The sequence below is a fragment of the uncultured Negativibacillus sp. genome, from assembly GCF_944388365.1.
GTDB lineage: Bacteria > Bacillota > Clostridia > Oscillospirales > Ruminococcaceae > Negativibacillus.
Genome location: NZ_CALXIN010000011.1, coordinates 1 through 26,936 on the forward strand (window position 1 = coordinate 1; position 26,936 = coordinate 26,936).

The following is a 26,936-nucleotide window of genomic DNA, read 5'->3' on the forward strand; positions in this document are numbered from 1 at the left end:
GGGTAACGGAGTGAGTCCCTCCTTCTCCGCCAAAAAAGCACGATGCAAACGCATCGTGCTTTTTTTTGCGTAGAAGCTGATTTGTTCATCGCCAAAGTAAAAGTTGGGAGAATGGACAAAGTCCATTCTCAGGGCTGCACAGTAGAAAGTTGCGAATTTTAGAAAAGTGATTGTGTAGCCAACACTCGCGGGGACATCATTGCCACCGGCAATAATGTCTTTTCCCGCTCGACTCCTTCTCCGCCAGAAAAGTTCCGGTGCAGACAAGTCGTATTTTTTGGAGAAACCTGATTTTGAATGAAGGCTCTTTCTTAAACGAGTGCCGCGTGCTGAAAGGATGGGTTTGCAGGAAACCAAAGCGCGAAACAGTCTGCGGGTTCAACCCGCCCACCGGCAGACTTTGTATATCCCGCTCGACTCCTTCTCCGTCAGAAAAGTTCCGGAGCAGACAAATCGTATTTTTTTGGAGAAACCTGATTTTGAATGAAGGCTTTTTCTCAAACGAGTGCCGCGTGCTGAAAGGATGGGTTTGCGGGAAACACAAGCGCGAAACAGTCTGCGGGTTCAACCCGCCCACCGGCAGACTTTGTATATCCCGCTCGACTGCTATTTTGACAAAACAGTCCCGATTTTTCGGGGCTGTTTTTTTATGGAATCGGTTTATTCAACTTTAAACCAAGATAAAAAGCGATTTGTTTTTCTGCCTTTTTCCTGCCTTCAAAATAAAAACTGCGGGTAATCTGTATTTATACAGATTGATTGTGCATGTTTGTAAAAAATAAAGGTCAGAATAGCAGGGAAAGGGGATCACAGCATGAGCTTTTTAAATCTTTGTCTGGTGACGTTGGGATCGTTCGGCTTTTTATTTTTGACTGCTAAGTTTATTGGACACAAACAGATTGCACAGTTGGATTTTTTTGATTACATCACGGGAATTACGATCGGTTCGATTGCGGCAGAAATGGCGACGGAATTGGAGGAGCCATGGAAGCCACTGACTGCTATGCTCATTTATGGCGGCATCACACTGCTGCTGAGCGTCATTTCCAACAAGTTTCCCAGAACACGCAAGTATCTCAACGGTACGCCCACCATTTTGATGGATCATGGGAAGTTATACTATGAAAACCTCAAAAAAGCAAAACTGGATTTAAGCGAGTTTATGGTGATGTGCAGACAGCAGGGATATTTTGACTTGACGAATATCCAAACGGCTGTTTTTGAATACAATGGAAAACTGACCATCCTTCCGGTCAGCAGCCAGCGTCCCGCTACACCGAATGATCTGAACCTGTCTCCACAGCAGGAACTGCTGTTCACAGAACTTATCATGGATGGCCGCATTCTGGAGGACAACCTCAAGCGAATGGGCATGGATTTGACCTGGCTGAATAAACAGCTCAAACAAAGGCACATCCATTCTCCGCAGGATGTGGTGCTGGCTGTCTGTGACCGAAATCTCAGGTTTGTCCTGTTTGAGAAATACCCCTCCAAAGATTAAGAGATGCTGTCATATAACAAAATGTCCCTCCCTCCTTTTCGAATTGCCAGCCTTTCCCAACGGATAACAGCCGGCAGAACAGTGCATTGCCGGTATCACTTCCACAACAGTGGAAACTGTGCTATACTAAGCTCGTGTCAACGCTTTAGAGGAGGGAAAGACAATGTTATTGACCATCGAGCGATACGAACAGTTGGACGAACGAAAACTGATGGAGCTTTACCGCGAGGGCAACGAGAAAAATGTTGCTTATTTCCTGCCGGAGCTTGATCCGGTGGTAGGACTGCGAAAAATCGAGCAGGATTTTTTGCAGTATCTGAAGGAGGAGTTTTTTTCAAAACAGGGAAATTGCTACTATGTACTGGAACAGGATGGTGTGTGGGTCAGCGTCCTTCGTCTGTATCAGGCGGAAGGTTATCATTATCTGGAAGCGCTGGAGACTCTGCCGTCCTGCCGCAGAAAAGGATACGCCAAGCAGCTGCTCTGTCAGGTCTTTGATGATTTAGGTCAGCAGGGAGAGTTTATTATCCGCGATGCGGTCAACAAGAACAATACCGCTTCGCTGCGAACCCATCAAAGCTGTGGGTTTATCATCGAAAAGCAGGATGCTTTTGTCTACACAACCGGCGAGGTCGATCCCGATTGCTATGGCATGATCTACCGCAGCGATTTTGCAAAGAACGGCTCACGCTAAAAGAGTATCTGCCTAAATTTACAACCGTTGACCGAAAGAATATGATCTGCTTTACTTTTTGCCTGAGATGGGCTCCAATTTTCTGAATGGAGAAAATTTGCAGCGGAATAAACAAATTTTCATGAAAGTGATTGCTTTCTTTTTTACCTCCTGCTATAATCGGTACAGAAATACCTGCGATTGCAACAGAGGACCGCAGGAAAATCAGGAACGAAGCGGAGGAGAAATACGATGAAAAAGCCACTGATTGGAATTGCTGCAAATCTGACATGCGTGGATGGAGGCAACAAGGGTTCGACCACACGCGTCTATATCAATGACAGCTATGTAAAAAGCGTAGAGCTGGGCGGCGGCGTGCCGGTGATCCTGCCAAATCTGATGGATGCCAGCCTGTTGGAGCGCCAGATTGAGCATCTGGATGGCGTTATCTTTTCGGGAGGATATGATATTGATCCTCGTCTGTATGGAGAGCAGCCGATTGCAGAACAGGCGTTCACTTTGCTGGAAATCGACCAGTTCTATATGGACCTGCTGCACACCTGTGAGAAGATGAACAAGCCGGTTCTGGGCATCTGCAAGGGCTGTCAGGCAATCAACGTTGCCTATGGAGGAACCCTCTATCAGGATTTGCAGGCACAGAAAGCGACCATCTATAAACATGTCGGCAATGCACCTGGCCGTTATCCCTGCCACAGTGTAACCGTCAATGAGCAGAGCAAATTCCTGAACTTTCTGCCGCAGCAGGTGGATGTCAACAGCTTCCACCATCAGGCGGTAAAAAAGGTTGCGGATGGATTTATCGTTGCTGCAACTGCACATGATGGCGTTGTAGAAGCGATCGAAAAGAAAGAGGGTACACCGGTCATCGGTATTCAGTGGCACCCTGAAATGATGGCAGCCTGCGGAAATGAGCAGATGAAGGAACTGTTTGAGCACTTTGTTGCAATCTGTACTGCCTCTAAATAATCAGTTAGAAGAAAAAGGAACCTGTCAAAAACAGGTTCCTTTTTGATTGAAGCACGCAAAAAGAAAAATGCAGCCTGCACCGGCAGGCTGCATTTTTTGAGCGTTTTGCAGAACACAAAATGTTCGGAGGAAGGTTACAGGGAAACAGAAGTTTCAGGAATGGTAGTTTCCGGCAGTGGAGCTTCTGGAATGATTGGGTTGACAACAGGTGGAACAACGGTGCCACAGGCCGAGCAGATGTCCTTGTCCGAAGCATCGTTGCAAGCAACATAGGTGTCGCCTACAGTTGCAATAGCACCGAAGTCAACAGGAACAGCAACACAAATATCCTGGCTGATGGTAAAGAAGCAGGAGCCATTTTTCAGGCCGCCGCAGATGTCTCTGCCTGGAGTGACAACCGGATTGCCGCAGCATTTGGTGACGGTGGCGCCGGTTTTTGCGTATGGGGTGACGGTGATCGGTACACAAACGGATGCGGACTGATAACCGACAGCAGGACAGGTCATATCTTCGGCCATAGTGGAAGTTGTATTTGTTGGAAGCATTGTGAATCTCCTCCTTTTCATTTGCTTCTCTCCATCCTATGTGGGAGGGTGAAGATTGGTGACAGGGAAAAGCGGTAAGAATCTGGCAGTGAGGTGGGCGGCTTGCTATTTATAACAGGAAGGTATATACTGGGTAAAGTAAAAAGAAGAGAGAATCATCATGTCCGTGCAGAGTGAATAGATGATGGAAATTCCCTCATGTTGTTTGCGTGTGATGGACAGGGAAGGATGATTGGAGAGGTTCGGTTGGGAAGTGCCGGACCAAGAGGTAAGGAGGAAAATAAATGGCAGACACACAAAAGCTGATGACCGAGGGGGCAATCTGGAAAAGGATCACCTTTTTTGCTTTGCCTATTTTTTTCGGCAATCTGTTTCAGCAGATGTACAACACGGTCGACTCACTGATCGTGGGAAACTTTCTGGGCAGCAATGCGCTGGCAGCGGTCAGCTCCTCAGGTAACCTGATCTTTTTGCTGATCGGTTTCCTCAATGGCGTTTCGATCGGTGCAGGTGTTGTTATCGCCCGCTATTTTGGTGCGCGGGATCAGGAGAGCCTGCACACCGCTATTCATACGACGGTTGCCTTTGGTCTGGTAGCAAGCGTAATCATGACCTTTGTCGGTGTCATCTTTGCGCCGCAGATTCTGATCTGGATGGGCACACCGGAAAATGTTATGCCTGACTCGGTGGCTTATTTTCGGGTCTACTTCATGGGTTCTCTGGGCTTTGTCATGTACAATATCTTTGTAGGTATTCTGCAGGCAGTAGGTGACAGCCGCCATCCGTTGTACTATCTGATCGTTTCGTCGGTGGTCAATGTGGTGCTCGACCTGGTGTTCATCGCTGTTTTTCACACCGGTGTCGAAGGAGCGGCATTGGCGACCACCATTTCCCAGTTGGTCAGCGCCTTTCTGTGCATGTTCCAGCTGATTCGTACCAAGGCTGAGTATCGTCTGTCGCTGCGGGATATCCGCTTCAATATGGATATGCTGGGACAGATTATCCGCTTTGGTTTGCCTTCCGGCGTTCAGAACTCGATCATCGCATTGGCCAACGTTGTTGTGCAGGCAAATATCAACTCGTTTGGCGCGATGGCAATGGCAGGCTGCGGCGCCTTTTCCAAGATCGAAGGTTTCGGTTTTCTGCCGATCACCAGCTTCACCATGGCGATGACCACCTTTGTCGGTCAGAACCTCGGTGCCAAGCAGTATGAACGAACCCGACAGGGCGCACGCTTTGGCATTATCAGCGCGGCAATTCTGGCAGAATTGATCGGTGTCATCATCTTCATTCTGGCGCCGGTGCTGATCTCCGCCTTCGACTCCACGCCGGAGGTAGTTGCATTTGGTGCTGCCCGTGCTCGCACCTCGGCACTGTTCTTCTTCCTGCTGGCATACTCCCATTCGGTTGCAGCGATCCTGCGCGGAGCCGGCAAGGCGGTCATCCCGATGATGGTCATGATGGTCTGCTGGTGTATCGTCCGCGTCAGCATCCTTTCGATTCTGGTACCGATCACCCACTCGATTCAGGCGGTTTACTGGGTCTATCCGATTACCTGGGTACTCAGCTCGGTTACCTTCTTCATCTATTATCGAAAAGCAGACTGGCTGCACGCCATGGACAACAAAGATTAAAAAAATCCCCTTTCCATCGGAGAGGGGATTTTTTTATGCAGCTGAATTACGATCGAGTTTTGTCCAAATTGGACAAGTTTTAAAAGGATTCTTTGATGAAAATACGAATTGAAATAAAATCTTTATTAGGATATAATCTCATTAAAGATAAGATATCAGAAGGGAACAGACCAAAGATGAAACGAAATACCATTCAACGCACCTTAGTGTTACAGACTGTTCAGAAATTACAGTCTCACCCGACAGCGGATCAGGTGTATGAGGCTGTGGCACAGCAGCATCCCACCATCAGCCGCGGGACGGTGTACCGAAATTTGAACCAGTTGGCGGAGGATGGAGAGATCAAAAAGCTGGAAACACCGGATGGAGCAGACCATTTTGACCATTGCTGTCACCGTCATTACCACGTTCGTTGTGTCAAATGCGGCGCAGTGTATGATGTACAGATGGAACAGCTGCCCAATCTGGAGCAGCTGGTGCAGGACAGCAGCGGATTTGAATTGCAGGGATTTGACCTGATGTTCCGCGGAGTCTGTCCGGAATGTGCAAAAAAGGCACGAGAATAAGGCAAAATACGGGAAAACCCGTAAATATAATTGTAAAGGAGATATGAGAATGAGAAGTATTACCACATTGGATCTGCAGTACGCACACCGTTTTTATGGCTTCAAGGGAGAAGCACAGTATCTGCACGGACATACGGGCGTTTTGACCATCGAGGTTGAAGATACAATCAACCCAGGTGTCAACATGGCGTTTCCATGTAACGAGATTCAAAAGACGGCATGGGAAGTGCTGAAGAACTTCGACCATGCGCTGATTTTACGGGAAGATGATCCACTGCTGCCAGCAGTTTTGGAAGTATATGAAAAACAGGGCATCAAAGATGGTGCACCAAACAATGTCATGAAAGGTCCAGCATTCAAGACCGAACTTGCAACCGCATATCCGGAGTGCCGTCTGGTAGTCACCAAGGAAACGATGACCGTAGAAGGCATGATTAAAATTGTATATGACCTGCTGAAGGATAAGCTCAACATCGTCAAGCTGACCTTCACCAGCGGCGTCAATGCGGCGTCGGAGGAGTATGAGCCACATCTGAAGCTGGAACGCTGCCCGCTGTGCGGCATTGCGCTGGACGAAAACGGCGTATGTCCAAAATGCGGATACAGAAAGCAGTAGCCTTCTCAACAAGAAAAGAACCTTCCTATCAACCAAGGATAAGATGCTGTTGGAGCCGGCTTACTCCAATCAGCAGATAGAACACCTCTTATAGCAAACAGGGGCTGTGTGCTTTGCGTACACAGCCCCTGTTTGTTTGAAAATAAAAGCAGGTCAGCAGAGATCGGCATGTTTTGTTGAAAAAACTTTTTCTTTTGCTATACTGATGGTAACAAGAAAAAAAGACCGCGGAAAGGAAGGGTGAAATCCTTATGAAGCTAAAGACTGCAAAAAATCTGCTGCTGCTCTCCTGCCTGATCATGGCAATTCTGTTGGTCATTTGTTCGGTCACAAAGATCCTATGGCTAGGGTATCTGGGGATCGCGTTTGTCTTTGCAGGAGCGTTTATCTGGATTCTCTTTGGAAGGTGTCCAAGCTGCGGACGTTTTCTGGGAAAGGTTGACAATAAATACTGTCCGCACTGTGGAGAAAGGATCGAATGGTAACAAAAAAGGACCCTTCACCGACTGGTGAAGGGTCCTTTAATATCCTGGTGGAGACGATCGGGATCGAACCGACGACCTTTTGAATGCCATTCAAACGCGCTCCCAACTGCGCTACGCCCCCGTAGGAATTTTGCCTTTCCATTATATCCCGTTGAGGAAGGATTGTCAAGATGTTTTCTGGCCAAATTGCCCTGCGAAAAGAAAACTGTCCCCGTAAAATTGAGCCTAGACAGAAATTGTGGTATACTGAAGGCAAGATAAGTTGTCGGAAATGGAAGGAGAAACAGAATGCTGGACTGGATTTGTGAAACACAGGATGTGTGGCAGCGGCTGCAGCAGTGCAAAAAGCCGATTGTCATGTATGGCATGGGCGACGGCGCCCTCAAGATTATGCAGGTGATGGAGCGCTATGGCTGCCGTCCACAGGCGATGTTTGCAAGCGAAGGCTTTGTGCGCAAAAATAATTTTATGGGGTATCAGGTCGAGCACCTGTCCGAGATTGAGGAGCGGTTTGACGATTTTATCATCGTGATGGCGTTTGCAGTGCGCGACCTGCCCACCATCGAGAATATCAAAGCCATTGCAAGCCGGCACGAGCTGGTCGCACCCGATGTGCCGGTCGCAGGAGTCAATCTGTTTACCCTCGACTTTGTGCAGCAGCACGAGCAGGAATTTTTGCAGGTGGAGCGGATGTTGGCTGACGAACAATCTAGAAAGGTGCTGCACAATATCGTCAATTTCAAGCTCAGCGGCAAGCTGGACTATCTGTTTGACTGTACCACCGAGCCGGAGGAAGCGTATCGAAACCTTCTGCAGCCGACGCCGAAGGAGCATTTTGCCGATCTGGGCGCCTACCGCGGCGACACCATCGCCGAACTTTTGCAGTATGCCGGCGGCTGTGAGCGGGTGTTTGCCTTTGAGCCGGACCAAAAGACCCACCAGAAGCTGTGTGCAGCGGTGGAACAGATGGGACTGAGCGACCGCGCCACCTGTGTGCAGATGGCAGCCTATTCCCACGAGGAGGTGCTGGAGTTTGACAGCCGTGCCGGACGCCAGTCGGCACTCAAGGAGGAATCGCTGCTCACCGGTGTACAGGGAGCTGCCAAAAGCAAGCTCAAGCAGGTGCAGGCACAGTCGCTGGACAACATCGCCGGAGAGGAAGCGGTGACGCTCATCAACATGGATGTGGAAGGCGCAGAGCGGCAGGCGCTGGAAGGCTGCCGCAAAATCATCCAGCGGGACCGCCCGAAGATGCTCATTGCAGCCTATCATCGCAGCGAGGACCTGTTTGCGCTGCCGCTGCAGATTGCCTCGATGCGCAGCGATTACCGGTTCTATCTGCGCCATTATCAGTATATTCCTGCCTGGGACACCAATCTTTATTGTATATAGCAGATGGAAATTGCAGCGTATGAACCAGAATTTAAGAGCAGGAAAGAGAAAAACGACAAAAGAAAGAGCAAATCCTCCCATGTTTATTGACAGGGGATTGCCAAGTATAGTAAAATATTAAGATAGGATAATCAGGCTCTGTTGCCTTGATAAAAACAACAGATGCCATCAAAAATAAGTTATTCAGCATTTGAAATTTCCCATCGGGAAAGAGGAGCGTGAGAGATATGCAGTCGAACGTAACAGAGGAACAGCAGAACGCACAGAATAACACCTCGGCAGCATTGTACAGCATGACAGGCTATGGTCGTGCACAGAAGCTCATCGGCAACAAGGAGATCACCGTCGAGATCCGCTCGGTCAATCACCGCTTTTTAGAGTATTCTTCCAGAGTGCCAAGGGCATATTCCTACCTGGAGGACCGGTTAAAAAATCTGGTCAAAGCGTCGGTTTCCCGCGGCAAGGTGGATGTTTCGCTGACCATCCAGACAGTCAGCGGCACCGATACCAAGGTGGTCATCAACCACGATCTGGCTCGTTCCTATCTGGAGGCGCTGCGCGACCTGTCGGAGGATCTGCAGCTGAAAAATGACCTGACCGTCTCCCAGATGACCCGTTTTTCGGACATCTTCAGTGTCATTCGTGTGGAGGACGATGAGGAGGAAATCTGGAGCGCCGTTTCGCAGGTGGCACAGGAGGCAGTGGACAACTTCATGCAGATGCGCCGTGTCGAAGGCGAAAAGATGAAGCAGGATCTGCTGTACCGTCTGGAGCTGATCGAACAGATGGTCAAAAAGGTGGAGGAACTTTCGCCAAAGACGGTGGAAAATTACTCCAAACGTCTGTACGCAAAATTGCAGGAAGTATTGCAGAACAACACGGTGGATGAGCAGAGAGTCATCACCGAGGTGGCAATCTTTGCAGAAAAGATTGCAGTAGCGGAGGAGACCGTCCGTCTGGGAAGCCACGTTCATCAGTTCCGCGAGATTCTGCGCAGCGGAGAACCGGTGGGCAGAAAGCTGGATTTTCTGGTGCAGGAGTTTAACCGCGAAGCCAACACCATCGGCTCCAAGGCACAGGATCTGGAGATTGCAAGGGTAGTTGTCGATCTGAAATCGGAGATCGAAAAGATCAGAGAACAAATCCAGAACATCGAATAATTCCAGAAGGAAGCAGGATGAAAAAATATATCTCATTGCCGCCTGAAAAACAAAGGTCAGCAAACAGGCTGGTTTTTTGCAGAGGGATCGGCAGCATCAGCACAAATCAAAATGGAAAGCGGGTCCATCTGCGCTATGTGGAGGGACCACTCTGGCAGGAAGCAGCGGCAGTCTGCTGTGCCGCTGCGGCTTATTTGTGTCTGCGTACACTCAAAGGTCTTGCCGGAGCATACCTGTTGCAGCGTTTGGGTTTTGGACCAGACAAAGAATAGGATATCCGGTTTTGGAAAGGAAGAAAAAGTATGAAACTGATCAACATTGGTTTTGGTAACATGGTCTCCGCAAACCGGCTGGTAGCGATTGTCAGTCCGGAGTCTGCTCCGATCAAGCGAATCATTACTGATGCCAGGGAACGAGGCAGTCTGATTGACGCGACCTATGGACGAAGAACCAGGGCGGTGATCATCACCGACAGCGACCATGTGATTCTTTCCGCGGTGCAGCCGGAGACGGTCGCCAACCGTCTCAACGACGATGACGATGAGGAGGAGCTGGAGGAAGATGAATAAAAAAGGACAGCTGATTGTTGTATCCGGTCCCAGCGGCGTCGGCAAGGGAACGGTGCTGGCACAGTATCTGGCAAGCCGCGATAAGATTGCCTATTCGGTATCTGCTACCACCCGCGCTCCGCGTCCAGGCGAGCAGCACGGTGTGCAGTATTATTTTCTCAGCCGTGAGGAGTTTGAACAGACCGCCCAGAACGGCGGAATGCTCGAATATGCAAGCTATAACGGCAACTACTATGGAACACCGCGTCAGCCGGTGGAAGAACAGCGCCAGCAGGGAAACGACGTTATTCTGGAAATCGAAGTGCAGGGCGCTTTGCAGGTAAAGAAAAGCTGTCCGGACGCACTTTTAATCTTTATTGCGCCACCAAGCTTTGAAGAGCTGGCAAACCGTCTGACCGGACGGCAGACCGAGGACGCCAAGACGGTGGAAAACCGTCTGAACATTGCGCGCAAAGAACTTCAGTGTGCGCAGGAGTACGATTATATCATTGTCAACGATACGGTTGAGCAGGCTGTGGAAAGACTGACGCAGATCATCTGTGCGAATCGTTATAATAAAAATAATATGAAAGAATTTCTTGATGAGGTGAATCAACATGCTTAGACCAGCGATGTCGCAGATTATTCGTGAAGGAGAAAGCTATTACGCATTTGTTGTTGCTGTTGCAAGACATGCACGAGAGATTGCCGATTACTGGGCAGACAACAACATGCCGATGGAGAAAAAACCGGTTACTGCATCTCTGGAAGATTTTGCTTCGGGCAAGGTCAGAGTCAGAGATCTGGTAAAAATCAAGGACGCAAACTAGGGAAGCCCATTTTTTCACCGTTTGCGCTTGAAACTGTGGAAAAAAACGGGTGGCATCTGCCGCCCGTTCTTTGTGAGGAAACCATCTTAAGACAGGGAGGAGAATGGCAGGATGATCGCAAAGGTTGTGGTGGAAAATACCGCTTATGCCTTTGATATAGAGTTTTCTTACCAGGTTCCCTCCCGCTTGCAGCAGGAGATTTTTCCAGGCTGTCGGGTGCTGGTGCCGTTTGGACGAGCCAATCATTCCCGTCAGGGTTTGGTGATGGCACTGGAGGAAAATAGTTCCGATCTAAAAAAGCTCAAGCCGGTGCGGCGTGTATTGGATACACAGCCGCTGCTGGATGAAGAACAGCTGTGGCTGGTCAGATGGCTGCACAAAAGGGTGTTCTGTACCTACTATGAGGCACTGCGCGCAGTCGTTCCCGCTGGACTGAGCTTTCGCGTGCGGATGATGTGTGCAAAAGGAGAGGAAACTGCCTGGCCTCAACCGATGAGCGGCGTACAGCAGCGGATTAAAACCTATCTGTCAGCATATAAAAAGCCGGTGGAATGGGAACAGATGCTGGAGGAATTGTCACTGAGCAGAAAGGACCCTGAACTTCGGCAGCTGATCGAGTGCAAAGCAATCCTGCTGATGGAGGATGTTCGGGAAAAAAGCGCCGACAGCAAGGAGATCATCGTCCGCCTGGACGAGGAAAAGGTACAGAAGATGCAGGAGGACGGCATCCGTCTGACTGCAAAGCGCAAGGAAATCATTGAACTGCTGCGCCAGTCGCCGTCCGTTTCGCTCAAGGAACTTTGCTATTACACCGGTACCACCCGACAGACCATCGACAAGATGGAGCAGGCAGGGCTGGTCAGCTATTACGGACGGCAGATCTTCCGCAGTCCCTATGCGGATCGAACGCTGGCGCCGCCAGAAAAGATTGTGCTGGATGCCGCGCAGAACAAAGCCCTCGAACAACTGTGGCAGCTGTGGCAGGAGCAGCGCGAAAGCGGAACGCTTTCGGCGCTGCTGTACGGCGTGACCGGCTCGGGAAAGAGCCAGGTCTACTTGCAGCTGGTCGAGCAGGTGCGCGCCCAAGGCAAGGGCGTCATCATTCTGGTGCCGGAGATCTCGCTGACGCCGCAGACGGTGGAACTGTTTTCGCGGCGGTTTGGACAGAAGGTAGCGGTGCTGCACAGCGGACTGACGATGGCGGAGCGCGCCGACGAATACAAGCGCATCCGAAAGGGACTGGCTGATGTGGTGGTCGGCACGCGGTCGGCGGTATTTGCGCCGCTTCGTGAGATCGGTCTGATCGTCATCGACGAGGAGCAGGAGAGCGCCTATGCCTCCCAGTCGTCGCCGCGCTATCATGCGCGTGACATTGCCAGAGCACGCTGCCGCTGGCACAAGGCGATGCTGCTGCTGGCGTCGGCAACTCCCAGCGTGGAAACATATTATCAGGCAAAGCGCGGGCGCATCCATCTGGTCACGCTGACAAAACGGTATCTGGGCAATCAGCTGCCACAGGTGCAGATTGTGGATATGAGCCAGAGCTACGGGACGGACATCAGCCAGGAGCTGACGCATGAGCTTCGCGACAATCTGGCGGCGGGACAGCAGAGCATCCTGCTGTTAAACCGCAGAGGCTATCACACGGTGGTGCGCTGCAATGAATGCGGTGAGGTGGCAAAATGCCCCAACTGTTCGGTGGCGCTGACCTATCACCATGTCAACGGACAGCTAATGTGCCACTACTGCGGCTATTCGCGCCGGTTGGAGGAAAACTGTCCCAACTGCGGCAGCCCACTGATCAGCTATACCGGCAGCGGAACCCAGCGCATCGAGGACGAACTGCATTATATCTTCCCGCAGGCGCAGATTTTGCGGGTGGACATGGACACCACCATGTCGAGGATGTCGCATGAAACCAAGTTTAACGACTTTGCCGCCGGAAAATATCAGATCATGGTCGGCACCCAGATGGTCGCCAAGGGACTCAACTTCCCTGACGTGACGCTGGTGGGAGTGCTCAATGCCGACCAGTCGATCTATTCGCAGGATTTCCGCGGCTGTGAACGTGCCTTCTCGCTGCTCACCCAGGTGGTGGGACGCTGTGGAAGAGGAACACTGCCGGGACGGGCGCTGATTCAGACGGCGTCACCCGATCATCCGGTGATTCGCCAGGCGGCAAGGCAGGATTACGAGAGCTTTTATCAGGACGAAATCAAGACGCGCAAACTGGCGCTTTATCCTCCGTTTTGTACTCTGTGTCAGGTGGGATTTTCGGGAGAAGAGGAGGAAGCTGTCCGAAAGGCGGCGTTGTGGTTTGCAGAGCTGTTTCGCCAGAAGGCGGCAGAACAGTACAGCGACCTGCCGCTGCGGATGATGAATCCGTGTGAACCGGTGATCCCGCGCATCTCGGGAAAATATCGCTATGGAATTATGATCAAATGCCGCGCTCAGGAGCGGTTTTATGCTCTGATGTGGGAGCTGCTGCGTCTGTTTGATGAAGCAAAACAGAATCGTGAGGTCCACATCTGGGTGGATCTGAATGGAAACGATATATAAGGTCAATGCTCAAAGGTATAGAAAGGAAGTTATGACGATGGCAATTAGAAATATTGTAAAAGATAACGATGGTTACGAAACACTGCATAAAAAATGCCGTCCGGTGACAGAATTTAATCAGAAACTCTGGTCGCTGCTGGATGATATGGCAGAAACAATGTATCAGGCACAGGGCGTCGGTCTGGCAGGTCCTCAGGTGGGAATGCTGCGCCGCCTGTTTGTCATCGACGTAGGCGACGGCATCATCGAGTTTATCAACCCTGAGATTCTGGAGACCTCCGGCACCCAGAACGGTGCAGAGGGCTGTCTCTCCTTCCCGGGAGAATACGGAATGGTCGAGCGTCCAAACTTTGTCCGCGTCAAAGCGCAGAACCGCAACGGCGAGTGGTTTGAGAGGGAGGGCGAAGAACTGTTTGCAAGGGCAGTCTGCCACGAAAACGACCATCTGGACGGCGTTGTGTTTAAGGACAGAATGTCCCGTCTGCTCAGCGAAGAGGAACTGGCCGACTAGTTTTAGACAGCAAAGGAGAGGCATCACAGATGAAGATTGTTTTTATGGGAACTCCCGAATTTGCAGAGGCTTCGCTGCAGAAGCTGCTGGAGACCGACCATCAGATTGTCGGCGTGTTTACCCAGCCGGACAAACCAAAGGGCAGAGGCTATAAGCTGGTGGCGCCTCCGGTCAAGGAACTGGCACTTGCGCACAATATTCCGGTTTTCCAGCCGCAGAAGATGCGCGACGGCACTGCGCTGGATATCCTTCAGGAATTGCAGCCGGACCTGATTGCGGTGGTTGCCTACGGCAAGATTCTGCCAAAGGAGATTCTGGAACTGCCGCGCTATGGCTGCATCAACGTCCATGGTTCGCTGCTGCCAAAATACCGCGGCGCAGGTCCGATCCAGTGGAGCGTCATCAACGGAGAGAGCGTGACCGGTGTCACCACCATGTACATGGGTGAGGGACTGGATACCGGCGACATGATCCTCAAAAAGGAGACACCGATCGGAGAAAATGAGACCTACGGCGAGCTGCATGACCGCCTCAAGGAGATCGGCGCACAGGCACTGGTGGAGACCATCGAACTGATTGAACAGGGCAAAGCGCCGCGCGAAGTACAGGACAACAGTCTGTCGAGCTATGCACCGATGCTGGACAAACAGATTGCTCGGCTGGATTTTACAAAGGATGCACAGACGCTGCACAACCTCATCCGCGGTCTGTCTCCATGGCCGGTGGCACACACCACAGTGGATGGAAAGCTGTTAAAGGTTCATCGCGCTGTGCTGGCGAGTGGCAAAGGCCAGCCAGGAGAGGTCGTCGACAGCAAGAAGTTTATCGTTGCCTGCAAGGAAGGAGCCCTCGAACTGCTCGAAGTGCAGCTGGAAGGCGGCAAGCGGATGAAGGGCGAGGACTTTTTGCGCGGAAGAAAACCGAAAAAACTGGGAGAATAAGCCTGATTTCTTCTCTACGTTTACCAATGTGGAATATACTCTTCATAACCCATTCAAAATTGTACAATATAATAAGAGAATGGGGACTCCTTGCCAAAAGGAAATTTTCAATGATGAAAAGAGGAAGAGTCGATGTTTTTTTACTATTTTGACCGATACTACTGGATTTTGATTGTGCCGGCGATGTTCTTTGCGCTGTGGGCACAGACCCGTGTAAAATCCACCTATCAGAAGTACAGCCGTGTTTACAGCTCGCGAGGCATGACTGCCGCACAGGTGTGCCGTCAGATTCTGGATCAGAACAATCTCTATCACATCCGTCTGGAGCATATCTCGGGAAATCTGACCGACCACTACGATCCCAAGGCGCAGGTCATCCGCCTGTCGGACAGCGTGTTCAACAGCTCGTCGGTGGCAGCCATCGGTGTTGCCGCCCATGAAGCAGGTCATGCAGTACAGTATGCAGTGGGATATGTGCCCATCCGCATCCGCAGCGCCATCATCCCCATCAGCCAGTTTGGCTCGTCGCTGTCGATGCCGGTGCTGTTGATTGGACTGTTGTTTAACTATGGCTTTCTGATTCAGCTGGGTATTGTGCTGTTTTCGACCGTCGCAGTGTTCCAGCTGGTCACGCTGCCGGTGGAATATGACGCAAGCTATCGCGCACTGGAAACGCTGGAAAATGACCACCTGCTGGAAGGCGATGAAACCAAGATGGCAGGAAAGGTGCTGCACGCAGCGGCACTGACCTATGTAGCGGCGCTGCTTTCGAGCTTGGCGCAGCTGCTGCGTCTGATTCTGCTGTTCGGCAGACGAAATAACGACTAGAGGTTCTGCGCACAGCAGACCATGACAGAAAAGAAAGGATTTGTCCATCATGCCAGAATATACCGCAAGGCAGGCAGCTGTGCAGGCTTTGATGAAAGTAAATGGTGAGGGAGGATATTCCAACCTCGTTTTAAATGAAACCCTCAAAAAAAGCGGGCTGTCGCCGGTGGACACCTCCTTTGCAAGCAGACTGTTTTACGGCGCGCTGGAGCGAAAGCTGACCCTCGATCACATCATCGGGGCCTACTCCAAAAAGCCGGTGTCCAAGCTCACTCCCGCTGTGGCGGAGATTTTGCGGATCAGTCTGTACCAGATGCTCTATCTGGATAACGTGCCCGATGCTGCTGCGGTGGACGAGGCGGTTAAGCTGACCCGCCGAATGAAGGTATCGAGCGCTTCCGGTTTTGTCAATGCGGTGCTTCGCAGCTTTTTGCGGGATGAAAAGAAGATTCCGCCGGTCAAGGGCAACCGCCTGAGAAAGCTGGAGGTCCGCTACTCCTGCCCACAGTGGATCATACGGGAACTTTTGGAAAACTATGGGGAGGAAGCGACCATCGCCACACTGGAGCGTTCGCTGGACAGACCGCCCTTGTATGCGCGGGTCAATACCACCAGGATAAGCGTGGCAGACTGCGTCAGAGAGCTGGAGCAGGAAGGCGTGCAGGTCCAGGTGGATGAGCAGCTCGAGGGCTGCATCCAGCTGTTTGACACGGCGTCGCTCGAAAAATTGCAGAGCTTTGAAAAGGGCCTGTTTTATATTCAGGACAAATCCTCCCAGCTGTGCGCCTGCAGCCTACAGGCGCAGCAGGGACAGCGGGTGCTCGACAGCTGCGCGGCGCCCGGGTCCAAGTCCTTTTCGGTGGCACAGCAGATGAACAAAGAGGGGGAGATCATCAGCTGTGACATCTTTGAGGAAAAAATTCGAAAGATATCCTCCGGTGCACAGCGTCTGGGACTGAGCTGTGTGCATCCGCAGCTGTGCGATGCCACCCAGTTTACGCCGGCGCTCGGCAGCTTCGACCGTGTGCTGTGTGATGCACCGTGTTCGGGACTGGGAATTATCGCCCGCAAACCGGAGATCAAATATAAAAAGGCGGAGGAACTGCGGCAGCTGCCAGCCCTTCAGACGAAGATTCTGGAGAATGTATCCCGTTATCTGAAGGTAGAAGGCGTGTTGGTCTATTCGACCTGTACGCTGCTCAGGGAGGAAAACGACGGTGTGGTCGAGGCATTTTTACAGCAGCATCCGGAGTTTGTCCCCTGTCCGCTGCCAAAACAGGTGAGGGAAGCGGCACAGCTTGCCGATCCCGATGCCTGGAAGGTGACGCTGCTTGCGCAGATGGCGGATACGGATGGATTTTTTATTGCGTGTATGAAAAAGGTGCGGTGATATAACGTGGAGCAAAACAACCAATGGCAAGACAAACAGGACATTAAGTCGCTGGAGCTTGCAGAGCTGACCGAGGCGATGGTGCAGATGGGACAGCCCAAATTCCGCGGCAAGCAGGTGTATTCCTGGCTGCACGAAAAGCGGGTGGAATCCTTTGAGGAGATGTCCAATCTGCCGGCGGCATTTCGCCAGCAGCTTGCGCAGAACTACTACATAAACAGCCTGTCGATCATCCGCAAACTGACATCAAAGATTGACGGCACCCAAAAGTATCTTCTGCGGCTCAAGGACAACAACTGCGTGGAAGCAGTTCTGATGAAATATAAGTATGGAAACTCGGTGTGCATCTCCACCCAGGTGGGCTGCCGGATGGGCTGCAAATTTTGTGCGTCCACGCTGGCGGGACTGGTGCGGTCGCTGGAACCGTCCGAGATGCTCGACGAAATCTACACCGTCACCCGCGACAGCGGCCAGCGGGTGAGCAACGTTGTTCTGATGGGCATCGGAGAACCGTTTGACAACTACGACAACGTGATGAAGTTTTTGCACATCCTGTCCTCGCCGGAGGGCTATAACCTCAGCCTGCGGCATCTGTCGTTGTCCACCTGCGGATTGGTGGACCGAATCTACCAGCTGGCAGAGGAAAAGGTGGGATTGACACTGTCCATCTCGCTGCATGCACCAAACGACGAGATCCGCAGCCAGACCATGCCGATCAATAAGCGGTATCCGATCGACGAGCTGCTGGAAGCCTGCCGGTATTATTTTAACAAGACAGGCCGAAGAATTTCGTTTGAATATGCTCTGATCGAAGGAGTCAACGACGAGGTGCGCCATGCCAATGAACTGGCAGACCGGTTAAGAGGAATGAGTGCCCACGTCAACCTGATTCCGGTCAATCCGGTCAAGGAAAGAGGATTTAAGAGAGGTTCCAGACAGCGCATAGAGGCATTTCAGAAGGCGCTGGAAGCAAGAGGTGTCAACGCGACCATCCGACGGGAGCTGGGAGCGGACATCAATGCGGCTTGCGGCCAGCTGCGCAGAGAATATGACCAGCAGCGCAGTCAGGGGAGGGAAGAGTTGTGATCAAATGTTTAGGAGCGACCGATACCGGACGAAAGCGGGAGCAGAATCAGGACGTCTTTGTCTGCCGCACCGTGGGAGAATGTTCCGGTTATGCCATCGTCTGTGACGGCATGGGCGGCGAAAAAGCAGGCGATGTGGCAAGCGCCACCGCCTGTCAGATGATTGAAAAATATCTTCAGCGCGATGTCAACGATCAGATGAGCGAGGCAGCGGCAAAAGCGGTCATCTTTTCTGCCATCAGCGCAGCCAACGCCAAGGTCTACTCGATGGCAAAGGGAAATCCGGATTATCACGGAATGGGCACCACGCTGGTGCTGGCTGTGGTGGTCGGAGAAAATATGCACATCGTCAACATTGGCGACAGCCGCATCTATATGGTGGAAAAAAAGGCGGTCAAACAGTTGACACATGACCACACACTGGTGCAGAATATGGTCGACCGCGGAGAGATCAGCCAGGAAGAAGCGGTCAATCACCCTAAAAAGCACTATATCACCCGTGCCATCGGCGTGGGAGATACACTGGATATTGATTATCAGATGTACGAGCTGAAAAAGGAAAGCATTGTTCTGCTGTGCAGCGACGGGCTTTCCAATTATCTGAAGGAAGAAAAGCTGCCGGAGATGCTCAAAAACTGCGTCCATAAGAACAGCATTCAGAGCCTGATTGATTATGCAAACAATCAGGGCGGCTTGGACAACATTACAGCAGTCATGCTGTATCGCAAATAAGGCCCGCTTTGCAGGAGGCAAGTTTACATGGATAAATACATTGGAAAGAAACTGGATGGACGTTATGAGATCAGGGAACTGATCGGCGTCGGCGGCATGGCCAATGTCTACAAGGCGTATGACGTGTTGGAGGATCGGATTGTTGCAGTCAAGATCCTTCGCGAGGAATACATGGACAACGACGAATTTATGCGCCGCTTCCGCAATGAATCCAGAGCCATTTCCCTGTTGGATCACCCCAACATCGTCAAGGTATATGACGTCATCTTTTCAAACCGCATCCAGTCGATTGTCATGGAATATATCGACGGGATTACGCTGAAAGATTATATAGATCAGGAGCATGTGCTGCGTTGGAAAGAGGCGGTCCATTTTACGGTGCAGATCCTCAAGGCACTGCAGCATGCCCATGATAAAGGCATCGTTCATCGGGATGTAAAGCCCCACAATATCATGCTGTTGTCCGACGGCAGCATCAAGATCACCGACTTTGGCATTGCGCGTTTTTCGCGCAGCAACACCAAGACCATCACCGACAAGGCGATCGGTTCGGTGCATTATATCAGCCCTGAACAGGCCAGCGGCGCCTGCACCGATGCACGAAGCGACCTGTATTCGCTGGGTGTCATGATGTTTGAGATGCTCACCGGCAAGCTGCCGTTTGAGGCAGATTCGCTGGTTTCGGTGGCAATCAAGCAGATTCAGAGCGAGCCGATCCGTCCGCGCTCCATTAACCCTGATATTCCGGAAGGGTTGGAGGAGATCGTCATGCGCGCTATGCAGAAGGACGCGTCCAAACGTTATCAGTCTGCCGCCGAGATGCTGCACGACATCGACGAGTTCAAAAAAAATCCGTCCATCGTATTTTCGTATAAATACGAACAGCCTGCTCAGGTGCACATTCAGAATGAATTTCGCCATCAGCAGGATGCAAAAAAAGTAGTACACAGGGATGCAAGACAGATGAAAAAAGAAAAAACACCTTCCAAAAGGAAGAACACACAGGACACGTATGAAAGAAAACCGCTGCCCGTCGTTCCGGTTATGGCAGGAATTGCTTTTGCTTTTTTGCTGGCAGCCTGTGCATTTATCGCAATGCTGTTTATTGTGAATAAGCCGTTTGAGCAGGTAGCAAACGCGACCGTTCCGGACCTGATCGGCATGAACTACGAGAGCATCAAGACAAAGTATGCCGAACAGTTCAAGATCGTGGTGGAGGAAGAAGGACCGAGCAGCCTGTACGAGGCGGGTGAGATCTATGAGCAGAATCCCGACCCAGGCAAGGTGGTCAAGGAGAATTCCACCATCAACATCAAGGTCAGCACCGGCAAACAGACCATCATTCTGGAAGATTACGCCGGCAAGGACTCCACCGAGGTATTCCGCGATCTGAGCAAGAACAACCTCAAGTGGAGCGAAACTGAAACCTATTCCAACGAATATGCCGCCGGCACGGTAGTAACGACCTCGCCAGGAGCCGGAGAGGAAGTAGCTGAGGGCGATGAGATCAGCGTCTATGTCAGCCTTGGTTCGCAGGATCAGAACCAGACCGTTCCGCTGGTCGTCGGCATGAACTTCCATGAGGCAAAGACGCTGCTTTCAACAAAGCGTCTGCGTATTGAATGTGTCGAAGAGGTAGACCCAGAGAGCGATCCTACCAACACCGAAGCGGCAGGTACCATTCTGGAACAGACTCCGAGCGAGGATGCGCTGGTACCGGCAGGTACTGTCATTCAGGTCACCGTCATGGGCGGCGACGGCTGGGAGGATCCGAACAAACCGCGTCAGGTTGAGATCAAGTTTGATCTGCCGCAGGGCGACGGCACCGTTCATGTACAGACCTTTGTGGACGGCACCGAAACCGGTTACGGCGATCCGGACCTGTCCAAACAGTCCACCTGGACCACCCGTCCAACAGGAAAGGGCGACGGTAAGGTAGAGATTTATATCGACGGAGAACTGTATCTGACCTACGATGTCAACTTTGATACCGGTGTCGTGGTACCGACCAGCGACCTGCAGGCAGTCGGTCAGAGTCTGGAAGCCCGCGATGACGAGGAGGATACACAGACTTCCGACGACGAGTATCCAGAGCCAAGTGACGATTAAACTGTTTCCCCACATCCTGTATGCAGGATGTGGGGATTTTGTATATCGGGAAAGGCTGCCAAATTTTACAGGCGGAGTACTCGCCTTTTGCTTTGAAATTTGGTATAATAAAAAGATACAGGGAGAAAAAGACAGAGGAAAAGATACTCTGCCGACAAGGGAGGGAAGGACGATGATAACACAGCAAAATCTCTGCATCCGTCCTCTGCAAAGGGAGGATCTGCCGGTGTTGGCAGCCTTTCAGATAGCAGAGGTTCGAGGGATGTATCAGGAGTGCAGGATCGAATCGGCGCTGATGCTGCAAAAGCAGCTGGAAAGCGACGGGCTTTGCAGTGAACAGTTCCAGATGCTGATGATCGAGGAGGACGCAAGGGCAGTCGGACTATTCTACCTCAACTTTATACGGGAGGGTCTGGTGCGGCTGGGATTTGTGCTGCATCCATCGGCACAGGGACATCACCTTGCTTCCCGTGTGCTGCTGCTGTGTCGGGACTACCTCATGGAAAATTTTCCCGTGGTCCGTTTGGAGGCGGATACCGACGTCGACAACATTGCAGCACAGAAGGTGCTGGAACGCTGTGGATTTCGTGCGGAAGGAATATTGAGAAAATACCGCTTTCACCACGGAAGTTATCACGACAGCTATCTATACAGTTTTATCAGGGATGAATGGAACAGAAATCAGGAGGGATCAGCAGTTTGACACAACAAAATGTTCAGGGAAGAATCATGAAATCGTTGGGCGGATTTTACTATGTATCCGATCCCCGAAATAAAGGGGAGATGATCGAGTGCAGAGCCCGCGGCGCCTTCCGGCAGCAGAACATCAAACCCTGCGTCGGCGACTGGGTGGAGGTGGAACTCACGCCGCAGGGCAAGGGATATGTGCTGCAGGTGCAGCCGCGCAAAAACAGTCTGGTGCGTCCGCCGCTGGCAAACCTTGACCAGCTGGTGCTGGTGGTTTCCATCGCCGACCCTGCTCCCAACGCTTTTGTCCTGGACAAGCTGATCGCCATTGCAGAGTATCAGCAGATCGAGCCGGTCATCGTCATCACCAAGTGTGACCTGGCAGACCCGTCCGAATTTGCACAGATCTACCGTCAGGCAGGGTTTACTGTGCTGGAGACAAAGACGCTGGCACACGAGGGCATCGAGGAGGTCATGGAGATGCTGCGCGACAAGACCAGCGCCTTCTGCGGAAACTCCGGTGCAGGCAAATCGACGCTGCTCAACGCCATCGACCCCAGACTGAGCCTGGATACCGGCGACATCAGCCAGAAGCTGGGACGCGGACGCCATACCACCCGCCACGTTGAGCTGTACGAACTGCCTCAGGGCGGATTTGTAGCGGACACCCCGGGATTTTCGGCGGTAGACTTGGAAAAGTTCCAGATCATCCTCAAGGACGAGCTGGCAGACTGTTTCCGCGAGATGCGCCAGTACGAAGGACAGTGCCGCTTCCGCGGATGTTCCCACACCAAGGAAGCAGGATGTGCAGTGCTGGAGGCGGTGAAAAACGGAGAAATTGCACCGAGCCGTCACCAGAGCTATCTGGCGCTCTATGAACAGGCAAAAAATATCAAAGAGTGGGAAATTGGACGCGAAACAAAAGGACAGATGAAACTATGAACCGATGCGTAATATTTGGCGGCGGCGAGATTGCAGACCTGCGCTATGCGCAGAACTTGCTGCGGGAGGATGATTATATCATCTGTGCCGACCGAGGCTATGCCTACTGTGTGTCGATGGGTGTTATGCCCGATCTGGTGCTGGGAGATTTTGACTCGTACAACGGAAGCCTGCCGCAAAACTGTGAGCTGCTGCGCTATCCGGTGGAAAAGGACGATACCGACACCATGCTCGCCGTCAAGGAGGCGATCCGCCGCGGATACCATGAAATAATGATGCTGGGAATGCTGGGCGGCCGGCTTGACCACACGCTGGCTAATATTCAGACAGTGGTGTATGCGGTCGAACACGGAGAAACGGCACAGATTGTGGACAAGGACTGCCGCATCACCGCAATCAGGGATGGTCAGAGCGTGACCATCCCCTATGAGAGGGGCTTTCACTTTTCGGTGTTCTGCCACAGCGACAGAGCGGATGGCGTCACCATTCACCACGCAAAGTATGAAACGGAGGATGCTTCCATCGACAACCGCTTTCCGCTTGGCGTCAGCAATGCCTTTTTGCCAGGGGAGGACGCCACCGTGCATGTTCGGGAGGGAATACTGGTAATTATCGCCAACCGAGGGGAATAGATGAACAAAATAAACCTTTTTGGCATAGAATGCAGCAGTGTTGATGTTAAGGAGGTATTGTTTATGAAAGTCGTTGTTATCAAAAGTCCCCGTTTCCTTTCCGGTATTTTAAGGATGATCTTTAAAATACATAAGAGCGAAGAAAACTAAACCGGTGTATCTGTTCGCAGGGAATTTCCCTGCGGACAGATACACCGGTAAGGATACCAAACGTAAGGACAAGCAATCTGAACAAAGAATAGGAGATAACACAAGATGAACTGGACTGAAGTGAAGATTTATACCACAAGCGAAGGAATCGAACCGTTGACCGGCAGCCTGCTGGATCTGGGCATCCAGGGCTTCATGATTGAGGATGCGAAGGACTTTGACGAATTCCTCCACGACACCACTCCTCACTGGGACTATATCGACCAGGAGGTTATGGCACACATGAAGGACTGTGAGACCAGCGTGACCCTCTATCTGCCAAACAACCCACAGGGTATGGAGGAGATGGCAGCAGCCAGAGAGATTCTGGCGCGGTTAAAATCGCAGGACACCGAGGGACTCTATGGACGTCTGGAGATGGAATTAAAAAACCTCAATGAGGAGGACTGGTCCAACGCCTGGAAAAAATATTACCATCCAGTCAAGGTCGGAAAACATCTGGTTGTCTGCCCATCCTGGGAAGAATATGACCGTCAGCCGGACGATGTTGTGCTGACCCTCAATCCAGGCATGGCCTTTGGCACCGGAACCCATGATACCACCAGACTGTGTATGGAGCTGCTGGAGGAGTATTTGACCAAGGACGACTGTGTGCTCGACGTCGGATGCGGAAGCGGTATTCTGGCCATCACAGCGGCGCTGCTGGGTGCAAAAGAGATCAAGGGCTGTGACATCGACGAGGTCGCTGTCAAGGTTGCCGGCGAAAACGCCGACCTCAACGGCGTAGGTGACCGCATCGCCTTCCATCGGGGAGATCTCACCAGCCAGGTCGAGGGCAGCTTCCAGGTGATCTGCGCCAACATCGTCGCGGATGTCATCATCCGGCTGAGCCAGGATGTCGGCAAATACCTTGCAGAGGGCGGCATCTTTATCACCTCCGGTATCATCGACACCCGTGAACAGGATGTCCGCGATGCGCTGGATCGCTGTGGATTTGAGGTCATCGACCGCAGAACCTCCGGCGGATGGGTCGCTATGGCCTGCAAGGCAAAATAAACAGGAGAAAAACAATGCCCAGATTTTTTACACAGACCATCAGTCAGCAGGGTGGCACCATCACCGGCGACGATGCCAGACACATCGCGCGGGTACTTCGCATGAAGGTAGGAGATCCGCTGACAGTATGTGACACAAAAGGCTATGACTATGAATGTATGATAGAAGCGCTGGACGACCATCAGGTACAGCTGAAGGTGCTGGACGTGCTGCCCAGTCAGAGCGAGCCGACGGTAAAGGTGCATCTGTATCAGGCGATGCCCAAGGCGGACAAGCTGGAACTGATCGTTCAAAAGGCGGTGGAGCTTGGTGTGGATGCCATTACGCCGGTGCTGACACGGCGCTGTGTCTCCAAACCGGATCAGAAGTCGATGGCAAAGAAGCTGGAGCGCTACAATCGAATTGCGCTGGAAGCGGCAAAGCAGAGCGGCCGCGGCAAGGTGCCGCAGGTGCTGCCGATGCTGGAACTGCCTGCCGCTCTGCAGCAGATGCAGCAGGCGGATTGTGCCATCCTCTTTTATGAAAATGCAACTGCACCGGCTCGCCAGGTAATCCAGCAGGCGGGAAAGGAGATCGCCGTGCTCATCGGAGCAGAAGGCGGTTTTGATGAGGAGGAAGTTTTGCAGGCGCAGCAGGCAGGCTGTCAGGTGCTGTCGCTTGGCAAGCGAATCCTGCGCTGTGAAACAGCACCGCTGGCAGCGCTCTCCATCATCATGTTTGAAACGGGAAATATGGAATAACACGATGCAGCAATTTTAACCACAGAAAGAATGGATGTAAACATGGCACAGCAGAGACAACAACCGCAGAGACAACGGCCACAGAGACAACAGCCGCAACAACACCATAAAAAGAAAAGAAGATCTGGAACAGGGGCTGCACTTGGACTGGTTTTGATTCTTCTGCTTGGAGCAATCACAGTAGGTGCGGTTTTACTGGCGCAGAACAATCAAAAGCCTTCCGAAGAGCAGAACAATCAGCAGTCCCAGTCTTCTGACGAGGAAACGATTGAGGAAGAGCAGCCAACCCAGCCGAAGGAAGAGGAAGCGCAGCAGGAGGAGTCCTCGGAGGAACAGGACACCCAGAAGCTGGCAGAGGAGTTTGCACAGGAAAAGCAGGAGTGGTATCTGCTGCTTGCCAATGTGGATAACCCTTTGCCGCAGGATTTCACCGTTGAGACCGAAGTGGTGCAGAACAGCTTTGAGATGGATGCCCGCGTTGCTCAGACGATGCGCAATATGATCGACGCGGCAGCCAAAGACGGAGTGGACCTGTTGGTCTGCTCGGCCTACCGTTCCATTGAAAAACAGCAGACACTGTTTGATGAACAGGTGCAGATTTATCTCAACCAGGGAAAGAGCCGGCAGGAGGCATACGACCTGACTGCCAGTGCCATCGCTATTCCAGGCACCAGTGAACATCACACCGGACTGGCAGCGGACATCGTCACACCGACCCACCAGACACTCGACCCGGAGTTTGCTGATACCGAGGCAGGACAGTGGCTGCAGGAGCACGCGTGGGAGTACGGCTTTGTACTGCGCTATCCCGAGGACAAACAGGACGTCACCAAGATCATCTATGAGTCGTGGCATTACCGTTTTGTCGGCAAGACCCATGCAAAGCTGATGAAGGAGAGCGGACTGTGCCTGGAGGAATATTTACAGCAGGAGGTGCCGGAAGGTTACACCGGCATCAGTGACCCGTTTGCTGACCCACAGGTTTCTTAAAAAACAATCTTAAGAGCGGAGGGGACAGCGTGCGCAAAAGAAAAAGCAGGTCACAGAAAATCTTTGACCAGGTGTGCATTCATCTGATTTTTTTGCTGTCCGCTTTTTTGATTTTGCTGCTGGGAATCCGCACTGCGGGCAGGACGATTGATTTTGCCCAGGCTGAAAAGATCGAGATCATCAACCATCTGGTCGATGGATTGGGCGAAAGCTCCAAACTTACGGTGCAGGGCAAACGGCTGCAAACAGTGGTTTATAAATACCTGGAAGCGCTGGTCGAGGCAGTTGCCGACTTTGAGTTTATTCCGCGCAACGATTTCAGCGTTCTGACCCAGGTGATCAATGCGCTTCCGGAGGAAACCGAGGTGCTGTCCTTTACCTATCATGGGCGAAATCTGAGCATCCGCACCGCCCAGCCGACAGCTCGACAGGTACTGGAGATGGTGGAAAAGCTGGAACAGCGTGTGGAAGGACCTGATGGATTTGAAAAGATTGTTTACAGCTATTATTTTGACAACAGCGGACAGTGTATCGCTGAAATCAGTATGATCGCACATCCTTATGAGGAATATAACCTGAAGGAAGAGCTGGAAAACCGATTCTTTCCCGAACCGGTGATCGGACAGTCGGGCGAAGAAGCGTCATAA

At 51.8% G+C, this 26,936-nt stretch carries 30 protein-coding genes and 1 tRNA gene; 28 read left to right on the forward strand and 3 right to left on the reverse strand.

Going from position 1 to position 26,936, the window contains the following annotated elements; genetic code table 11:
• On the reverse strand, nucleotides 1-357 hold a 357-nt coding region (locus Q0L39_RS03035), incomplete at its 3' end, for a hypothetical protein (protein ID WP_296626861.1).
• A gap of 457 nt (nucleotides 358-814) precedes the next feature.
• Here Q0L39_RS03035 and Q0L39_RS03040 point away from each other — a divergent pair.
• The 3 genes from Q0L39_RS03040 to Q0L39_RS03050 all read left to right on the forward strand — a co-directional run bounded on the left by Q0L39_RS03040 (nucleotide 815) and on the right by Q0L39_RS03050 (nucleotide 3,161).
• Complete coding sequence (locus tag Q0L39_RS03040; protein ID WP_296626862.1) at nucleotides 815-1,501, forward strand: DUF421 domain-containing protein; 687 nt, start codon at nucleotides 815-817, stop codon at nucleotides 1,499-1,501.
• A 163-nt stretch (nucleotides 1,502-1,664) separates the two neighbouring features.
• Entirely contained in the window at nucleotides 1,665-2,195 is a 531-nt protein-coding gene (locus Q0L39_RS03045; protein WP_296626863.1) for a GNAT family N-acetyltransferase, read from the forward strand.
• Nucleotides 2,196-2,426: 231 nt separating this feature from the next.
• Entirely contained in the window at nucleotides 2,427-3,161 is a 735-nt protein-coding gene (locus tag Q0L39_RS03050; RefSeq protein ID WP_296626864.1) for a gamma-glutamyl-gamma-aminobutyrate hydrolase family protein, read from the forward strand.
• A 134-nt stretch (nucleotides 3,162-3,295) separates the two neighbouring features.
• Here Q0L39_RS03050 and Q0L39_RS03055 read toward each other — a convergent pair whose 3' ends face one another.
• Nucleotides 3,296-3,706: a hypothetical protein gene (locus Q0L39_RS03055; protein WP_296626865.1), complete on the reverse strand. Its 411-nt coding sequence runs from the start codon at nucleotides 3,704-3,706 to the stop codon at nucleotides 3,296-3,298.
• 284 nt (nucleotides 3,707-3,990) lie between these two features.
• Between Q0L39_RS03055 and Q0L39_RS03060 the strand changes: the two genes are divergently transcribed.
• The 4 genes from Q0L39_RS03060 (at nucleotide 3,991) to Q0L39_RS03075 (ending at nucleotide 7,007) form a co-directional block, all read left to right on the forward strand.
• On the forward strand, nucleotides 3,991-5,340 hold the full coding sequence (locus Q0L39_RS03060; RefSeq protein WP_296626866.1) for an MATE family efflux transporter: 1,350 nt from the start codon (nucleotides 3,991-3,993) through the stop codon (nucleotides 5,338-5,340).
• 176 nt (nucleotides 5,341-5,516) lie between these two features.
• Complete coding sequence (locus tag Q0L39_RS03065) at nucleotides 5,517-5,906, forward strand: transcriptional repressor (protein ID WP_296626867.1); 390 nt, start codon at nucleotides 5,517-5,519, stop codon at nucleotides 5,904-5,906.
• Nucleotides 5,907-5,955: 49 nt separating this feature from the next.
• The gene (locus Q0L39_RS03070) at nucleotides 5,956-6,522 is read left to right on the forward strand and encodes a 6-carboxytetrahydropterin synthase (RefSeq protein WP_296626868.1); all 567 of its coding nucleotides are present in this window, start codon (nucleotides 5,956-5,958) and stop codon (nucleotides 6,520-6,522) included.
• A 251-nt stretch (nucleotides 6,523-6,773) separates the two neighbouring features.
• The gene (locus tag Q0L39_RS03075; RefSeq protein WP_296626869.1) at nucleotides 6,774-7,007 is read left to right on the forward strand and encodes a hypothetical protein; all 234 of its coding nucleotides are present in this window, start codon (nucleotides 6,774-6,776) and stop codon (nucleotides 7,005-7,007) included.
• Between the two features lie 45 nt (nucleotides 7,008-7,052).
• Here Q0L39_RS03075 and Q0L39_RS03080 read toward each other — a convergent pair.
• Nucleotides 7,053-7,128 (reverse strand) — tRNA-Ala (locus Q0L39_RS03080).
• 167 nt (nucleotides 7,129-7,295) lie between these two features.
• Between Q0L39_RS03080 and Q0L39_RS03085 the strand changes: the two genes are divergently transcribed.
• The 21 genes from Q0L39_RS03085 (at nucleotide 7,296) to Q0L39_RS03180 (ending at nucleotide 26,936) form a co-directional block, all read left to right on the forward strand.
• Complete coding sequence (locus Q0L39_RS03085) at nucleotides 7,296-8,399, forward strand: FkbM family methyltransferase (RefSeq protein ID WP_296626870.1); 1,104 nt, start codon at nucleotides 7,296-7,298, stop codon at nucleotides 8,397-8,399.
• Nucleotides 8,400-8,626: 227 nt separating this feature from the next.
• Complete coding sequence (locus Q0L39_RS03090; RefSeq protein ID WP_296626871.1) at nucleotides 8,627-9,559, forward strand: YicC/YloC family endoribonuclease; 933 nt, start codon at nucleotides 8,627-8,629, stop codon at nucleotides 9,557-9,559.
• 302 nt (nucleotides 9,560-9,861) lie between these two features.
• A complete protein-coding gene (gene remA, locus Q0L39_RS03095) occupies nucleotides 9,862-10,128 on the forward strand; it encodes an extracellular matrix/biofilm regulator RemA (protein ID WP_296626872.1) in 267 nt (88 codons plus the stop codon).
• Nucleotides 10,121-10,732, forward strand: a complete 612-nt coding sequence (gene gmk, locus Q0L39_RS03100; RefSeq protein WP_296626873.1) for a guanylate kinase — start codon at nucleotides 10,121-10,123, stop codon at nucleotides 10,730-10,732. Before remA ends, gmk begins: the two co-directional genes overlap by 8 nt.
• Nucleotides 10,725-10,937, forward strand: a complete 213-nt coding sequence (locus Q0L39_RS03105; RefSeq protein ID WP_296626874.1) for a DNA-directed RNA polymerase subunit omega — start codon at nucleotides 10,725-10,727, stop codon at nucleotides 10,935-10,937. The genes gmk and Q0L39_RS03105 overlap by 8 nt, the downstream gene beginning before the upstream one ends.
• 111 nt (nucleotides 10,938-11,048) lie before the next feature.
• Nucleotides 11,049-13,496, forward strand: coding sequence for a primosomal protein N' (gene priA / locus Q0L39_RS03110; RefSeq protein WP_296626875.1), 2,448 nt, complete (start codon nucleotides 11,049-11,051; stop codon nucleotides 13,494-13,496).
• Nucleotides 13,497-13,533: 37 nt separating this feature from the next.
• The gene (gene def / locus Q0L39_RS03115; protein ID WP_296626876.1) at nucleotides 13,534-14,007 is read left to right on the forward strand and encodes a peptide deformylase; all 474 of its coding nucleotides are present in this window, start codon (nucleotides 13,534-13,536) and stop codon (nucleotides 14,005-14,007) included.
• Between the two features lie 29 nt (nucleotides 14,008-14,036).
• Nucleotides 14,037-14,948, forward strand: a complete 912-nt coding sequence (gene fmt / locus Q0L39_RS03120) for a methionyl-tRNA formyltransferase (protein WP_296626877.1) — start codon at nucleotides 14,037-14,039, stop codon at nucleotides 14,946-14,948.
• 132 nt (nucleotides 14,949-15,080) lie between these two features.
• A complete protein-coding gene (locus Q0L39_RS03125) occupies nucleotides 15,081-15,776 on the forward strand; it encodes a zinc metallopeptidase (RefSeq protein WP_296626878.1) in 696 nt (231 codons plus the stop codon).
• Nucleotides 15,777-15,825: 49 nt separating this feature from the next.
• Nucleotides 15,826-17,166, forward strand: a complete 1,341-nt coding sequence (rsmB, locus tag Q0L39_RS03130; protein ID WP_296626879.1) for a 16S rRNA (cytosine(967)-C(5))-methyltransferase RsmB — start codon at nucleotides 15,826-15,828, stop codon at nucleotides 17,164-17,166.
• Nucleotides 17,167-17,172: 6 nt separating this feature from the next.
• A complete protein-coding gene (gene rlmN / locus Q0L39_RS03135; RefSeq protein ID WP_296626880.1) occupies nucleotides 17,173-18,252 on the forward strand; it encodes a 23S rRNA (adenine(2503)-C(2))-methyltransferase RlmN in 1,080 nt (359 codons plus the stop codon).
• Nucleotides 18,249-18,983 carry a Stp1/IreP family PP2C-type Ser/Thr phosphatase gene (locus tag Q0L39_RS03140; RefSeq protein ID WP_296626881.1) on the forward strand — a complete coding sequence of 245 codons (735 nt, stop codon included), beginning with the start codon at nucleotides 18,249-18,251 and terminating at the stop codon, nucleotides 18,981-18,983. Before rlmN ends, Q0L39_RS03140 begins: the two co-directional genes overlap by 4 nt.
• A gap of 27 nt (nucleotides 18,984-19,010) precedes the next feature.
• Nucleotides 19,011-21,092 carry a Stk1 family PASTA domain-containing Ser/Thr kinase gene (pknB, locus tag Q0L39_RS03145; RefSeq protein ID WP_296626882.1) on the forward strand — a complete coding sequence of 694 codons (2,082 nt, stop codon included), beginning with the start codon at nucleotides 19,011-19,013 and terminating at the stop codon, nucleotides 21,090-21,092.
• Nucleotides 21,093-21,264: 172 nt separating this feature from the next.
• Nucleotides 21,265-21,795, forward strand: a complete 531-nt coding sequence (locus tag Q0L39_RS03150) for a GNAT family protein (RefSeq protein WP_296626883.1) — start codon at nucleotides 21,265-21,267, stop codon at nucleotides 21,793-21,795.
• Complete coding sequence (gene rsgA / locus Q0L39_RS03155; protein WP_296626884.1) at nucleotides 21,792-22,721, forward strand: ribosome small subunit-dependent GTPase A; 930 nt, start codon at nucleotides 21,792-21,794, stop codon at nucleotides 22,719-22,721. Before Q0L39_RS03150 ends, rsgA begins: the two co-directional genes overlap by 4 nt.
• Complete coding sequence (locus Q0L39_RS03160; protein WP_296626885.1) at nucleotides 22,718-23,353, forward strand: thiamine diphosphokinase; 636 nt, start codon at nucleotides 22,718-22,720, stop codon at nucleotides 23,351-23,353. Before rsgA ends, Q0L39_RS03160 begins: the two co-directional genes overlap by 4 nt.
• A gap of 63 nt (nucleotides 23,354-23,416) precedes the next feature.
• Nucleotides 23,417-23,503 (forward strand): stage V sporulation protein SpoVM, encoded by an 87-nt coding sequence (spoVM, locus tag Q0L39_RS11645; RefSeq protein WP_366916340.1) that lies wholly within the window; start codon nucleotides 23,417-23,419, stop codon nucleotides 23,501-23,503.
• A 105-nt stretch (nucleotides 23,504-23,608) separates the two neighbouring features.
• The gene (gene prmA, locus Q0L39_RS03165; RefSeq protein WP_296626886.1) at nucleotides 23,609-24,559 is read left to right on the forward strand and encodes a 50S ribosomal protein L11 methyltransferase; all 951 of its coding nucleotides are present in this window, start codon (nucleotides 23,609-23,611) and stop codon (nucleotides 24,557-24,559) included.
• Between the two features lie 14 nt (nucleotides 24,560-24,573).
• Complete coding sequence (locus Q0L39_RS03170) at nucleotides 24,574-25,299, forward strand: 16S rRNA (uracil(1498)-N(3))-methyltransferase (RefSeq protein ID WP_296626887.1); 726 nt, start codon at nucleotides 24,574-24,576, stop codon at nucleotides 25,297-25,299.
• 153 nt (nucleotides 25,300-25,452) lie between these two features.
• Nucleotides 25,453-26,289 (forward strand): D-alanyl-D-alanine carboxypeptidase family protein, encoded by an 837-nt coding sequence (locus Q0L39_RS03175; RefSeq protein ID WP_296626888.1) that lies wholly within the window; start codon nucleotides 25,453-25,455, stop codon nucleotides 26,287-26,289.
• A gap of 29 nt (nucleotides 26,290-26,318) precedes the next feature.
• Nucleotides 26,319-26,936, forward strand: coding sequence for a hypothetical protein (locus Q0L39_RS03180; RefSeq protein ID WP_296626889.1), 618 nt, complete (start codon nucleotides 26,319-26,321; stop codon nucleotides 26,934-26,936).